General features: G+C 61.7%; 11 protein-coding genes. All 11 read left to right on the top strand.

Features of this window, described 5'->3' with window-relative positions; translation table 11 throughout:
• Positions 1-114 precede the first annotated feature (114 nt).
• On the top strand, positions 115-1,860 hold the full coding sequence (locus tag ABQF13_RS20185) for a CocE/NonD family hydrolase (RefSeq protein WP_448394563.1): 1,746 nt from the start codon (positions 115-117) through the stop codon (positions 1,858-1,860).
• Complete coding sequence (locus tag ABQF13_RS20190; protein WP_448394564.1) at positions 1,841-2,722, top strand: VOC family protein; 882 nt, start codon at positions 1,841-1,843, stop codon at positions 2,720-2,722. The genes ABQF13_RS20185 and ABQF13_RS20190 overlap by 20 nt, the downstream gene beginning before the upstream one ends.
• Before the next feature lie 413 nt (positions 2,723-3,135).
• On the top strand, positions 3,136-4,734 hold the full coding sequence (locus ABQF13_RS20195) for an acyl-CoA synthetase (RefSeq protein WP_448394674.1): 1,599 nt from the start codon (positions 3,136-3,138) through the stop codon (positions 4,732-4,734).
• A 165-nt stretch (positions 4,735-4,899) separates the two neighbouring features.
• On the top strand, positions 4,900-5,646 hold the full coding sequence (locus tag ABQF13_RS20200) for an MlaE family ABC transporter permease (protein WP_448394565.1): 747 nt from the start codon (positions 4,900-4,902) through the stop codon (positions 5,644-5,646).
• Positions 5,643-6,500 (top strand): ABC transporter permease, encoded by an 858-nt coding sequence (locus ABQF13_RS20205; protein ID WP_448394566.1) that lies wholly within the window; start codon positions 5,643-5,645, stop codon positions 6,498-6,500. Before ABQF13_RS20200 ends, ABQF13_RS20205 begins: the two co-directional genes overlap by 4 nt.
• Positions 6,501-6,504: 4 nt before the next feature.
• A complete protein-coding gene (locus tag ABQF13_RS20210; protein WP_448394567.1) occupies positions 6,505-7,875 on the top strand; it encodes an MCE family protein in 1,371 nt (456 codons plus the stop codon).
• 48 nt (positions 7,876-7,923) lie between these two features.
• Positions 7,924-8,952, top strand: coding sequence for an MCE family protein (locus ABQF13_RS20215; protein WP_448394568.1), 1,029 nt, complete (start codon positions 7,924-7,926; stop codon positions 8,950-8,952).
• Positions 8,949-10,199: an MCE family protein gene (locus ABQF13_RS20220; RefSeq protein ID WP_448394569.1), complete on the top strand. Its 1,251-nt coding sequence runs from the start codon at positions 8,949-8,951 to the stop codon at positions 10,197-10,199. The genes ABQF13_RS20215 and ABQF13_RS20220 overlap by 4 nt, the downstream gene beginning before the upstream one ends.
• The gene (locus tag ABQF13_RS20225; protein WP_448394570.1) at positions 10,196-11,524 is read left to right on the top strand and encodes an MCE family protein; all 1,329 of its coding nucleotides are present in this window, start codon (positions 10,196-10,198) and stop codon (positions 11,522-11,524) included. The genes ABQF13_RS20220 and ABQF13_RS20225 overlap by 4 nt, the downstream gene beginning before the upstream one ends.
• Positions 11,521-12,660, top strand: coding sequence for an MCE family protein (locus ABQF13_RS20230; RefSeq protein ID WP_448394571.1), 1,140 nt, complete (start codon positions 11,521-11,523; stop codon positions 12,658-12,660). Before ABQF13_RS20225 ends, ABQF13_RS20230 begins: the two co-directional genes overlap by 4 nt.
• 1 nt (position 12,661) lies before the next feature.
• Complete coding sequence (locus ABQF13_RS20235; RefSeq protein ID WP_448394572.1) at positions 12,662-14,089, top strand: MCE family protein; 1,428 nt, start codon at positions 12,662-12,664, stop codon at positions 14,087-14,089.
• Positions 14,090-14,134 lie beyond the last annotated feature (45 nt).

Genomic DNA, 14,134 nt, shown 5'->3' on the forward strand with positions numbered 1-14,134 from the left:
CAAAAAAGGGCACAATTTACGGATTAGACGCCCTGATCGCCGAATTTGTGATCAAATGACGACAACCCCCGCCGGCCGCAGCCTAACCGCGCAGCCGGCAGAAAGATGGTGGTGATGGCCTACGGCAGCGAAGATATGCAGATTGACTGGGATGTCGAGATTGAAGCTGACGACGGCCTTTCCCTTCGCGCCGACGTATATCGCCCCACGGCGGGCCGACATCCCGTACTGCTCTGCTACACGCCGTACGGAAAAGGGCTGAACTTCGCCGAAGGCCGGCCGGATCAATGGAATGCGCTGTGCACCGAACATCCCGATGTGCCCGCGGGTTCCAGTAATCGTTACGCCAATTGGGAGGCGATCGACCCGGAGAAGTGGGTTCCGCACGGGTACGCGGTGGTGCGTGTCGACTCCCGCGGTATGGGACGCAGCCCCGGATATGTGGACCACTGGTCTCCCCGTGAGACGCAAGATTATTACGACTGCATCGAATGGGCTGGAACCCAGCCCTGGAGCAACGGGCGAGTCGGGCTCATCGGGATCTCCTACCTTGCAATGAACCAGTGGCAAGTAGCTGCACGGCGGCCACCGCATTTGACGGCCATCTGCCCCTGGGAGGGCTGCTCCGATCACTATCGCGACGCGCGACGCCACGGCGGAATCTTGTCGACGTTCATCCCGCGCTGGTATCGCAACCGGATCGACAAGGCGCAGTACGGCGTCGGTGAGCGTGGCCGGCGGAACCCTGTCACCGGTGTTCCGGTCTTTGGAGACGAAACCTTGCCGGACGAGGTGCGCGCGCAGAATCGTGCCGACTTGATCTCGGAGCTCTACGACCATCCCACCTTCGATGAGTACTTCACGGTGCTTAACGCTGACCTGTCTGCCATCGAGGTCCCGCTACTGTCTGCGGCCAACATCGGTGGGCAGGGGCTTCACCTGCGGGGCAACGTTGAGGGCTTTGTGCGTGCGGGATCGCGGCAGAAGTGGCTCGAACTGCACGACCTCGAGCACTGGACACACTTTTACACCGACTACGGCCGGGAGTTGCAGAAGCGCTTTTTTGATCACTTTCTCAAGGACGAACCGAACGGTTGGGACGATGTCCCGCCAGTGATCCTGAATGTTCGGCACGTCGATGGGACGACGTCGCTTCGGTACGAACAGGATTGGCCCCTTCCGGGCACCGACTGGGAAAAGCTGTACCTGAATCATTCCGACCTAGAGCTTGACCGGGTGCCGTTGGCCGGTGAAAGGCAGGCGAGCTACCGAGCATTGAATGGCGGCCTGACCTACCGGATGGTTGTCGACGTCGATACCGAGATCACAGGGCCCGCAGCCGCGAAGTTGTTCGTCTCGTCATCCACCCCCGATGTCGACCTCTTTCTGGTACTGCGCGTCTTCGACCCCGTTGGCAACGAGATCACCTTTACCGGTGCGAACGATCCGCACACTCCCGTCTCGCAGGGATGGCTGCGCGGATCTCACCGCAAGCTTGATCCCGATCAGAGCACGCCATACCGCCCATACCACACGCACGACGATCCGGATCCCCTTGTGCCAGGGGAGGTTTATGAACTCGACGTCGAGATCTGGCCGACGTCCATCGTCGTTCCAGGCGGGTACACGCTTGCGCTCACCATTCAAGGGCACGACTATCAACACGAGTCGTCCGACAGTCAACCCTCGGTGGACTGGTATAACCCTGCCGATGCCATGCATGGAGACCCTCGGGACCGGCCCCGGGACGTCTTTGGGGGGACGGTCACCCTGCACTCGTCCGATCGTCAACCGCCTTATCTCATCCTGCCCGTCATACCAGCCGACCCTCGGAGGAACAGTGGGAATTCAGTCGATTGAACACCTCGAGCTCTATGTCAACGACGTCGACTCGACTGTCAGTTTCTACCAGGAAGTCATCGGCCTCGTAGAAATCGCGCGCACCGGTGACGCGGTGTATCTCGGCTGCGGGTTCGACGGCAACTGGGATGTCGCCTTCAGAGAAGGGCCGACCGGAGTCAGTCGTGTCGCGTTCCGCGCTGACGACCTGGCCGAGATCGAAGATGCCGAACGTGCTTTGAAGCAAGCGGGATTGAGCACGACTCGTACCGACGGAGCGCACCCGAACCAAGCCGAGGGAATGCAATGGGTCCTTGACTCCGGTCTCGCGGTGGACTACGTGCTGGTCGCTGACAATCGTTACCACGTCCTCGCAGAGCCGACTATGGCGTCACGTCGTGGCTTTCAGCCATTGGATCTGGACCACATCGCAATCCAGTCCACCGACGTCAAGGCAACGTCGAAGTTGTTCGTCGATGTGCTCAAGTGGCGCGAGACCGAGCACATTGAGCTGGATCCCAATTCCGGCATGTGGCATGGCAGCTTCATCCGCAAGGGTCTGCTGCATCACGACGTCGCGGTGACGATGGGGGAAACGCGCATGCACCACTGGGCACTGGCGATGTCGAGTATCGACCACGTGAAGATGGCGATTGACGTTCTCGCGGCGGCTGACACACATCTTGAACTCGGGGTGAGCCGTCATAGAGCGGGCGGCAATATCTTTGCCTACTTCATCATGCCCGACGGGCACAGGCTCGAACTGTCTTGTGAGATGTCGGTCGTCAACCATGACACCCCTGCGCGAACCTGGTCCGATCGTGCCGGATTCGACGCGTGGGGCAATCTTTATCCCACCCAGGACTTCCTCAAGGGGACGTGAAGTGGGGGTTCTGCTGGCCGTAATCGTCGTTGCCGCAGTGGTTGTGAGTGGACTGCTGGTGATGTGCTGGCAGGGATTGCGCAGCGACCTTTTCATCCATTTCGCCAGAGAACACGACGTCGCTGCCCATCGGCGATGCTCCCACGACCCGGTGGAGGACTGATGAACCTGCGCTCGAGCCTGTGCGGTCTTCGGGCGGCAGCTGAAGGCCACCCGGGTGCGACCGGATTTGATCACATCATCTGTATATTCCGCATAAAAGACGCAGAAAACCCTTTGTTTTGATCAAACTATAGGCTACTCTTCGATTCGGTGGGCACGCTGCGACACACAGGTTCGACCCGCCGGCGAGGCCATCGATACACAAGGCGTCTGCCGTGAGCACTGTCCGAAACCCGGAGGGGATGGTCATGATGAGCACTGCTTCATCTGTAGCGACTGCGGCCAGTGTGACCCGCGCCCGCCAACACGGCTTAGGCGACCTCCTGCGCCGCACGGCACTTCGGTACCCAGCCAAGGTCGCCGTCATTGCTGACCACCGCCGAGTGACTTTCCGTGAGTTCGATGCTGCAGTGAATCGATGCGCGAACAATCTCACGGCAAGGGGCTTGGTCAAAGGCGACCGGCTCGCCATTTTGTCCCATAACTGTTGGCAGTTCGCCGTTTTGGCATTCGCAACCGCACGAGTCGGTGTGGTGTTGGTGCCGATCAACTTCATGCTCAACGCCGACGAGGTCGCGTTCATCCTCGCCCATGCGGGCGCCAAGAGCCTGGTCGTCGAGGATGCGTTGACTCCGGTTGCCGAGCAGGCGCTGTCATCGGCGAAGATCACCGACGCTGTGCTGGGCTGGATTCGGCTGGCCGACACACCGCCGGCTGGCAACTGGGAAGACGTCGATGGCTGGATTGATGCCGGTGACGCCACGTCGCCGGATGTGTTGATCGAAGACGACGACCCGCTGCGCCTGATGTACACCTCCGGGACCGAGTCTCGCCCCAAAGGGGTTGTCCTCACCTCACGTTCGTTGATCAGCCAGTACGTCTCGTGTGCTGTGGATGGAGGCATGAGTTCGGACGACATCGAGTTGCACAGTCTGCCGATGTATCACTGTGCGCAGCTCGACTGCTTTTTCTCGGTCGATGTCTATCTCGGTGCAACCAGCATTATCTTGCCGCGTCCAGACGCCGAAGCGTTGCTTGAAACGATTGAGCGGGAGAAGGTCACAAAGCTGTTCTGTCCACCCACCGTGTGGATCTCCCTACTGCGGCATCCCGATTTCGACGTGCGAGACTTGTCCAGCCTCGCCAAGGGGTACTACGGCGCATCGCCGATGCCCGTGGAGGTACTCAAGGAACTTTCCCGGCGCTTGCCGAACGTGCGGTTCTGGAATTTCTACGGACAAACCGAGATGGCCCCGCTAGCCACGATCTTGCGCCCGGAAGAACAGCTTTCCCGTGCTGGTTCGGCAGGACGACCATCGCTGAATGTGGAGACCCGGGTGGTCGACGAGGACGATGTCGACGTTGCCTGTGGCGAAGTGGGCGAGATCGTGCATCGCTCACCGCACGCCACGCTTGGTTACTACAACGACGAAGAGAAGACGGCCAACGCTTTCCGCAGTGGGTGGTTTCATTCAGGCGATCTTGGCGTGATCGATGAGGACGGCTATCTCACCGTGGTCGACCGCAAGAAAGACATGATCAAGACCGGAGGAGAAAATGTTGCCTCCCGGGAAGTGGAGGAAGCGCTCTACCTGCTCGACGGTGTCGCGGAGGTCGCCGTTTTCGGCGTACCGCATCCGCACTGGATCGAAGCAGTCACCGCAGCAGTGGTTCCCAAACAAGGTGCGAGGCTTACCTCCGAAGACGTCGACAAGCATGCTCGGCAGGTGTTGGGCGGTTACAAACGACCAAAATTCCTCGTCTTCGTCGAGTCACTACCGAAGAACCCGAGCGGCAAGATCCTCAAGAAAGAACTCCGTGCCACGTATTCACACCTGGCCAAGGCATGAGGCTCGTGGTGACCCCCGGAACCGCGAACGAGAATCGCCGTCACCCAGATCCTTCACCTACCGCGACCGTGAGCAGGTGAACACGTGGCCGTCAACCACGTCGAAACGGCGGCGAAGAGTACCGGACGTGCCGAGAAAGCCCCCGGGTCACCGCGCACCACCTTCTTGAAGCCGCTGCGCAACGTCGGTGACTTCTGCGCCTTTTCCCTCGATGCGTTCGTCACGCTGTTCAAACCACCGTTCGCGTGGCGCGAGTTCTTGGAGCAAACCTGGTTTGTGGCCAGGGTGTCGCTCATTCCGACGCTGATGCTGTCCATTCCATTGGTTGTCATGACCGTCTTCACGTTCAATGTGCTGCTCATGGAATTCGGAGCCGCCGACTTCTCCGGCACCGGCGCCGCGATCGGGGCAGTCAACCAGATCGGCCCCTTCGTGACCGTGCTTGTCGTTGCCGGTGCAGGTGCGGCGGCCATGTGTGCCGACCTAGGGGCACGCACCATCCGTGAAGAGCTCGACGCGCTGCGAGTCATGGGCATTGACCCGATGCAGGCCCTGGTTGCGCCGCGGGTGCTCGCTGCCACCGTGGTGGCGTTGCTGCTGTCTTCCCTGGTGACGCTCACGGGGCTGACAGGCGGCTTCTTGTTCTCGGTGTTCTTCCAACACGTCACGCCCGGCGCATTCGTGGCGGGCATGACATTCATCACTGGGCTGAGCGACGTGTTGATATCCATGGTGAAGGCAACACTGTTCGGCCTGGCGGCTGGTCTGATCGCCTGTTACCAGGGCACCACGGTCGGTGGCGGACCGGCGGGAGTGGGCAACGCGGTCAACGAAACGGTGGTGTTCTCGTTCGTTCTGCTTTTCGTCATCAATATCGTCGTCACCGCGATCGGGTTCGAGGTCACCAAATGAGCGCGGGTGTCGTTCTCCGACAACGTCTACCGCGGACCATGATCGCGGTAGACGGGGCGAGGTCCGGCTGGCGACAAATCGGCGATCAAACCCGGTTCTACGGCCAGACAATCATTTCGATCGTCGACGTCCTCATCCGGTACAAGTCCGAGTTGTTGCGACAGGTCGCGGCGATGAGCCTCGGAACCGGTGCGCTCGCGGTGATCGGAGGCACGGTCGCTGTCGTCGCCTTCCTGACCATGTCGACAGGTGGGCTCATTGCGGCGCAGGGCTACAACCAGTTGTCCCAGGTCGGAGTGGACGCCCTGGTCGGCTTCGCGTCGGCCTTTCTCAACACTCGACTGATCACGCCGTCCACAGCGGGAATCGCGATGGCCGCCACGATAGGTGCCGGAGCCACCGCACAGTTGGGCGCCATGCGGATCAACGAAGAGATCGACGCATTGGAGGTCATGGGTATCCGCTCGATTGCTTACCTGGCCTCAACACGAGTGGCGGCAGGGGTGATTGTCGTCCTTCCCCTCTACTCCGTCGCGCTACTGATGGCCTATACCGCTGCCCGGTTCGGCACGACGGTGTTCTACGGCCAGTCGGCCGGGGTGTACAACCACTACTTCAACACATTCCTGGTTCCCGGCGATGTATTGCGATCGTTCGCCGTCACAATCATGCAAGCCGTGGTGATCATGCTGATTCACACCTATTACGGTTACACGGCTAGCGGTGGTCCTGTCGGGGTGGGGGAGGCAGTCGGGCGCGCCACCCGTACCTCACTGGTTGCGTCGAGCTTCCTGATTCTGTTCGTCACTCTCGCCATCTACGGCCAGACCGGCATCTTCAACTTCTCCGGGTAGTGCGATGTCGTCCAGAGTGGGTAATCCGCGAATCGCATCCGAGTGGTGGGCTGCGTTCCTGGTTGTCGGATTGACCGTCGCAGTAGCTGTCTGTATGGGTGCGTTTAACCGGTCATTCACGCCGACGGTGCCCGTCACATTGACTTCGGAGCGCGCGGGCCTAGTGATGGAACCGTACGCAAAGGTGAAGATGCGTGGGGTTCAGGTCGGGCGGGTCGCCATGATCTCCGGTGCGTCCGACTCGGTGACCCTTCGACTAGAGATCGACCCCGATCAGGTCCAGTACATCCCGGCCAACGTCGAAGCCCGTATCGACGCGACTTCGCTGTTCGGGGCGAAGTTTGTTGACCTGGTGTATCCCAGAGATCCGGATCCGCAACGACTTTCCGCCGGTGCGGTGCTGGAGTCGAAGAACGTCTCCGTCGAGGTGAACACCGTCTTCCAAAACCTGGTGGAGTTGATCAACCAGATCGATCCGGCGAAGTTGAACGCGATTCTGGCGGCGTTCGCCGAAGGTGTGCGCGGCCAGGGTGAACGCATGGGCGAGGCTACGACAGCCGCAAATGACGTTCTGATCGCGCTGAATTCGCGATCCGAGACAATGCGTGCGAACTGGCGCGCAATCGAAAAGGTCAGCGAGACCTACAGCGTCGCCGCGCAGGACATCATCGATACCCTTGGCGCCGCGACCACCACGAGCGTGACGCTGACTGACCAGGCGGGGCAGCTCGACGCACTACTGCTTGGTGTTGTGGGCCTATCGCGCAGCGGGATAAACGTTCTGGGCGCGAGCAAGGACAATTTGATCAGAGCCATCAATCTGATCGAGCCGACGACGAACCTGTTGATGAAATACAACCCGACACTGACCTGTCTTCTCGTCGGCGCTCAGAACACCCTCGACCACGGGTTGCGGCACTACGCCGGTGGTGGCAACGGCAAGTCGCTCATCATGGACGCGGCCTTGCTCATGGGCGATGATCCGTACCGGTATCCACAGAACCTACCCGTCATCGCCGCCAAGGGCGGTCCCGGCGGCAAGCCCGGTTGTGGTTCGCTACCCGACGTCGCGAAGAGCTGGCCTGTCCGTTACCTGGTGGCCAACACCGGGTTCGGGTCCGGCCTCGACGTCCGTCCCAACCCCGGGATCGGTTTCCCCGGTTGGGCCAACTACCTGCCAGTCACTCGGGCGGTGCCCGAGCCGCCGAGCATCCGCTATCCGGGCGGTCCGGCTCCCGGTCCATTTCCATACTTCGGTGCGCCGCCCTACGGTGCCCCGCAATACGGATCCGACGGCACACCGCTGTACCCGGGTGTTCCACCGCCACCGCCACCTGGGTCAGGGCCCGCCGAGGAAGCGCCGCCGTCATCGTGATCGCATCAACGCCCGTCAGCCAGCACCATATGGAGGAGGTGAATTACCTTGCGACGTAATCTGCGGGGACTCCTGATCCGCCTGGGGATCTTCTTCGTGGTGTGTGCGCTGGGTGCATTCGGACTGATCGCCATCTTCGCGCAGCTGAGATTCCAGGAGGAGACCACCTACAACGCCGCCTTCAGCACGGTGACCGGGTTGGAGAACGGCAACTTCGTCCGTATCGCCGGCGTTGAGGTTGGCAAAGTGAAACACATAGCGATCCAAGATGATTCCACCGCGTTGGTCGAATTCAGTGCCGATGACTCCGTGATCTTGACGGAAGGCAGCAGAGCGGTTATTCGATACGACGACCTGATCGGAGGTCGCTATCTGTCATTGGAGGACGGCGCCGGTGGAACCGAAAAGCTCGTCGCGGGTGACACGATTCCGATGACCCAAACCGCGCCGGCACTCGACCTCGACGCGCTGATCGGCGGATTCCGGCCACTGTTTCGTGCGTTGGAACCCGATCAAGTAAATGCGTTGGCGGGGCAGCTGATCTCGGCGTTTCAAGGCCAGGGACCCACGATCGGGTCGATCCTCACCCAGACCGCTGCGCTGACCAACACGCTGGCCGACAGGGACGAACTGATTGGGCAGGTCGTGGTCAACCTGAATACGGTACTGGCCTCGCTCGGCGATCACACCGACAAATTCGACAAGGCCGTCGACTCGCTATCGGAGCTTGTCCATGGGCTCGAGAAGCGCAAGCAAGACCTCAGCACTGGTGTGGCGCACGCCAACGAAGCCGCCAGCAGCATCGCCGGTCTGCTCACTGAGACCCGCGAGCCGCTAAAGAAGGTGGTTGCCGAAACCGACCGTGCTGCAGGAACCGTGCTTGCCGATCACGAGTACTTCGACGACCTGCTCACGACACTGCCGGACGCTTACCGCGTGCTGGGAAGACAGGCAATCTATGGCGACTTCTTCAGCTTCTACATGTGCGATGTGGTGCTGAAGTTGAACGGTAAAGGCGGCCAGCCTGTTTACGTCAAAGTCGCCGGTCAATCCACAGGCAGGTGCACCCCACGATGAAGCCCTTCAGAGAACGCAACCCCATCATCATCGGAGCCATCGCGCTAACAGCGGTTGCGGTGATTACTGTGGGCGCCTTCAACTTCACCAAGGTACCGTTCTTCGCCTCCGATACGACGTATTCCGCGTACTTCGACGAAGCGGGCGGTCTGACGACCGGCGCCCCAGTGCAGGTATCGGGCTTTCGTGCCGGACAGGTGCGCAGTATCGACCTCGAACCCGAGGGGGTGTTGGTCACCTTCTCGGTCGCTGACGATGTTCGTCTAGGGGAACGAACCGAAGCCGCCATCAAGACCGTCGGCCTCCTGGGTAACAAGGTTGTGGGTATTACGCCGCGCGGGCAGGGGCGGTTGTCGGGCACCATCCCGATCGAGCGGACCACGTCTCCCTACCAGCTTCCCGACGCCATCGGCGACCTGACGGCGACCATCAGCGGACTGGACACCGGCCAGTTATCCGACTCGCTGCGAACGCTGAGCGAGACGCTACGCGACACCCCACCTCAGCTGAAGGTCGCGGTCGACGGCGTCGCCCGCTTCTCCGAAACCATCAGCCGACGTGACACAGAGTTGCGTCAGCTGCTGGCGAACGCCCGGAAAGCAACGGGAGTCTTGGCCGGGCGTACCGACCAAATCGTACGGCTCATCTCCGACACCAACGCCATGCTCGCACAACTGCAAAGCCAAAGTGTTGCACTGGACCAGATCTCGGGCAACATCTCGGCATTGGCCAAGCAGATCCTCGGGTTCATCGCGGAGAACCGGTCGACCATGAAACCTGCGCTCGACAAGTTGAACGGGGTGCTTGCAACGATCGACAACCGCAAAGCCGAAGTGCGGGAAGCCTTCCGCGGCCTATCTGCGTACGTGATGGCCCTGAGCGAATCGGTGAGCTCCGGGCCGTTCTTCAACGCATACGTCGCCAACCTGTTGCCCGGTCAGTTCGTGCAACCGTTCGTCGATGCCGCCTTCTCCGACTTGGGTTTGGATCCGAATGTGCTCGCCCCCTCGGAGCGTACCGATCCGCAAGTCGGCCAGCCCGGCACACCCGCGATGCCGGTGCCCTTTCCGCGCACCGGGCAGGGTGGCGAGCCAAGGTTGAAGCTGCCCGACGCCATCACCGGCAAGCCCGGTGATCCGCGCTATCCGTACCGTGAACCCCTGCCACCACCACCGCCGGGCGGACCGCCACCAGGGCCTCCGGCGCAGCCGTCGGCCGAACACGCTTCCGGGCAGGGTGACCGATGAGCAGGGCACACACGCGTATCGGCGTATTCATGGCCTTGATTGTTTGCCTGGTCGGCGCGGCGGCCCTGTTGATTGGGTCCGCGCGCGAGACGAACCGCACCCGTGTGGTGGCGTTCTTCCAGAACAGCAACGGCGTCTTCGTCGGCGACGACGTCCGGATCCGAGGCGTCACTGTCGGCAAGATCGACGCTATCGAACCGCAACCCACGACGGTGAAGATCACGTTCTGGGTCGACGGTTCCTATTCCGTTCCGGCCGACGTCAAGGCAGTGATTCTGTCGCCGACACTGGTGACAGCGAGGTCAATTCAGCTCACCCCGCCGTATCGGTCAGGCCCGACCCTGCCCGACGATGCGGTGATCGGTGAAGACCGCACTGCGGTACCGATGGAGTGGGACGACTTCCGCGGTCAACTCGAGCGGCTCACCGAGGCGCTACAGCCCACTGAAACAGGCGGCGTCAGCACCCTGGGCTCCTTCGTCAACACCACGGCTGAGAACCTGCGGGGGCAGGGACCGGCGATTCGCGATGCGATCATCGAACTCTCGCAGGCGCTGTCGTCTCTCGGTGATCACAGCGACGACATGTTCACCAGCGTCAAGAATCTGTCTTCGCTGGTGTCGGCGTTGCAGGACAGTACGGTGCTGATACGACAGCTCAACAGCAACCTCGCGTCTGTCACGGGACTGCTGGCCGACGAACCCGGCGAAGTGGCGCACGCCATCGAGGACCTGAATTCCGTCGTGGGTGAAGTGAAAACGTTCGTTGCGGACAACCGCGAAAGCATAGGTACGACGTCAGACAGGCTGGCGTCCGTCGCCCAGATCTTGGTCGACAGCATCGACGACATCAAGCAGTTCCTGCACGCCGCTCCCACGGGACAGGCCAACCTGATCAACTCGTATCAACCCGCCCAGGGCACCCTCAGCGGAGCGTTGTCGGCCAACAACTTCAGCGATCCCATCACCTTTCTGTGCGGCGCGATACAGGCCGCATCACGGCTGAACGCAGAACAGTCGTCCAAACTGTGTGTGCAGTATCTGGCGCCGATCGTGAAGAACCGCCAGTACAACTTTCTGCCGCTCGGGCTCAACCCATTCGTCGGCGCCAGCGTACGTCCCAACGAAGTCACCTACAGCGAGGACTGGATGCGGCCGGATTACGTTCCACCCCAACCGATACCGCAGGTGGATCACTCCTCGACCCTGCCCGCCGAGGTCCCTTTGCCTGATGCGGCGATACCGGGCGCGGAGCAACCGGGGCGGCAAACCGATCCGGGCGCCGGGTTACCCGGAATGATGGTTCCGCCCGAGGCGGCACCATGACGCGGACACGCCGGTGGCGAACCGCCGGTGTGGCGGCAGCGATGGTGTTGAGCACAGTGTTGTCCGGGTGCGGTTGGCGCGGATTGAACGCCCTTCCACTGCCCGGCACTCAAGGTCGTGGCCCGGGCGCCTTCACGATCCAGGCGCAGATGCCCGATGTGCACAACATTCAGCAGAACTCCCGCGTCCGCGTCGGCGATGTGAACGTGGGCACCGTTACCACGATCGAACGGCAGGCGTGGCACGCACTGGTGACGATCAGGCTCAACGGTGACGTCAACGTACCTGCCAACGCCACGATCTCGGTCGGGCAGACCAGCCTGCTGGGATCGCTGCACCTCGAACTCGCACCGCCGACCGACACACCACCACAGGGCAGGCTCCGCCAAGGCTCCTTGATTCCATTGTCGTCCGGCCGCGCTTACCCATCGACTGAACAGACGCTCGCCGCGGCGTCACTGCTGCTCAACGGGGGTGGAATCGGGCAGGTTCACGACATCACCAAGGCGTTGAGCACCGCATTCGCCGGCCGCGAAGATGACCTGCGGAGCCTGCTGAGGCAGCTGGACACCTTCATGGCCCGAACCAACGATCAAACCGACGACATCATTTCCGCGACCGAAAGTTTCAACCGGCTCGTCGAACAGTTCGCTGCTCAGAAACCTGTGGTCGACGAGGCTCTCGAAGCGATCCCAGATGGCCTGGCAGTCCTGAACAGCCAGCGCGACAACCTTGTCGAGGTATTCGACCAGTTGGGTAAGTTCGGCGCACTGGCGTCCGACTCGGTCCACCAGACCCGGGGCGCGCTGGTTCAGGAACTCAAAGACCTCGGCCCGGTGCTCGAGTCGCTTGCGAACGCCGGACCCGCCTTGACACGTTCGCTCGGCCTGCTGACCACCTACCCCTTCCCGAAGGAAACCCTGACCAATTGGATGCGCGGCGACTACGCCAACGTCACCGTCGTCGCGGACCTGACCCTCAGCCGGATGGACTCGGCACTGTTCACCGGAACTCGTTGGGAGGGCGACCTTACGGAGTTGGAGCTGCAATGGGGTCGCACCATCGGTCAGCTGCCCAGCCCCTACACCGCAAGTAACCCGCTGATGGCGCCTTACCGCTGGGATCAGGGGCCGTAACATGCATCTCAACAGACGAGTCCAGTTGCAGCTGGTGTTCTTCGCCGTGATCTCCCTGCTCGCCGGCGGCGCCATGGCATTGACGTATCTCAGAGTGCCGAATCTTCTTTTCGGCGCGGGCCAGTACCAGGTCACCGTGAACCTGCCCGTCGCCGCCGGGCTCTACTCCAATGCCAACGTCACCTACCGCGGAACCGAGGTCGGCCTCGTCAAGGATGTGCGGTTGAGCCCGACCGGAGTGGATGCCGTTCTCACCATGCAGACCGGCATCGACATACCCGCCGACCTGGATGCGCACGTACACAGCCAGACGGCGCTGGGCGAACAGTTCATCGCGCTCGTGCCGCGCAGCGATGGTGGCCCGATGCTGAAGAACGGCGACGTGATACCCGCTGACCGCACAACGGTCCCTGCCGACATCAACGCGCTTCTGAGCGCGACTAACCGGGGCTTGCAAGCGATTCCGCACGACAACCTGAAGACGGCCATTGATGAAGCGTTCACCGCCGTGGGCGGTCTGGGTCCCGAACTGTCACGGATTGTCAGATCCAGCACCACACTGGCCATCGATGCGCGCGACAATCTAGACGCGTTGACCACCCTGATCGACGAGTCTCAGCCGATTCTGGACACCCAGATCGACACCTCCGACTCGATTCAAGCTTGGGCCGCCAACACCGCGCAGATCACCCGCCAGGTGCAGGAAAAGGACACGGCGCTGCGGGGCATTTTGGACACCGGTCCGGACGCCGCGGAGGAGGTTCGCAGCATGTTCGATCGTGTGCAACCGACACTGCCGATTTTGATGGCGAACCTGGTCAGCGTCGCCGACGTGGCCGTCACCTACCAACCCAACTTGGAACAACTCCTGGTGCTGACTCCACCGGGGCTGGAGATCCTGCAAGGCGCGGGCCTGGCGAACCGCGACACGAAACAGGACTACCGCGGCCTTTACCTGTCGTTCAATCTGAACCTCAACCTCCCGCCACCCTGTATGACCGGATATCTACCGGCTCAACAGCGACGAGCACCAAGCGAGGTCGACTATCCCGACCGTCCCGCCGGTGACCTGTACTGCCGGGTGCCGCAGGACTCGCAGTTCAACGTGCGCGGCCTGCGCAACCTGCCCTGCGCCGCCCGCCCCGGCAAGCGCGCTCCGACGGCCAAAATGTGTGAGAGCGAAGAGAATTACGTGCCTCTCAACGACGGCTACAACTGGAAGGGCGACCCCAACGCGACCTTGTCCGGGCAGTCCGTTCCGCAACTTCGACCCGAAACGCCACCGCCGGCAGCGATTGCACAGTACGACCCGAACTCCGGCGCCTATGTCGGACCCGACGGCCGCAAATACACGCAAGCTAACCTCGCGAGCGACGCGCCGGAAGGTCAGACATGGCAGCAGATGCTGCTCCCTCCCACGGCTCCGTGATCCCAATTCCGGCGAGCAGACGCAAAGGGTTGTTCCTGAGCGCGT

It is taken from the genome of Mycolicibacterium sp. XJ879 (assembly GCF_053483935.1).

Bases quoted from the DNA above. Each gene is read 5' to 3' on its own strand.
- ABQF13_RS20185 (WP_448394563.1), top strand. From the start codon at position 115: ATGGCCTACGGCAGCGAAGATATGCAGATTGACTGGGATGTCGAGATT.
- ABQF13_RS20195 (WP_448394674.1), top strand. From the start codon at position 3,136: ATGAGCACTGCTTCATCTGTAGCGACTGCGGCCAGTGTGACCCGCGCC.
- ABQF13_RS20205 (WP_448394566.1), top strand. From the start codon at position 5,643: ATGAGCGCGGGTGTCGTTCTCCGACAACGTCTACCGCGGACCATGATC.
- ABQF13_RS20210 (WP_448394567.1), top strand. From the start codon at position 6,505: ATGTCGTCCAGAGTGGGTAATCCGCGAATCGCATCCGAGTGGTGGGCT.
- ABQF13_RS20220 (WP_448394569.1), top strand. From the start codon at position 8,949: ATGAAGCCCTTCAGAGAACGCAACCCCATCATCATCGGAGCCATCGCG.
- ABQF13_RS20225 (WP_448394570.1), top strand. From the start codon at position 10,196: ATGAGCAGGGCACACACGCGTATCGGCGTATTCATGGCCTTGATTGTT.
- ABQF13_RS20230 (WP_448394571.1), top strand. From the start codon at position 11,521: ATGACGCGGACACGCCGGTGGCGAACCGCCGGTGTGGCGGCAGCGATG.
- ABQF13_RS20235 (WP_448394572.1), top strand. From the start codon at position 12,662: ATGCATCTCAACAGACGAGTCCAGTTGCAGCTGGTGTTCTTCGCCGTG.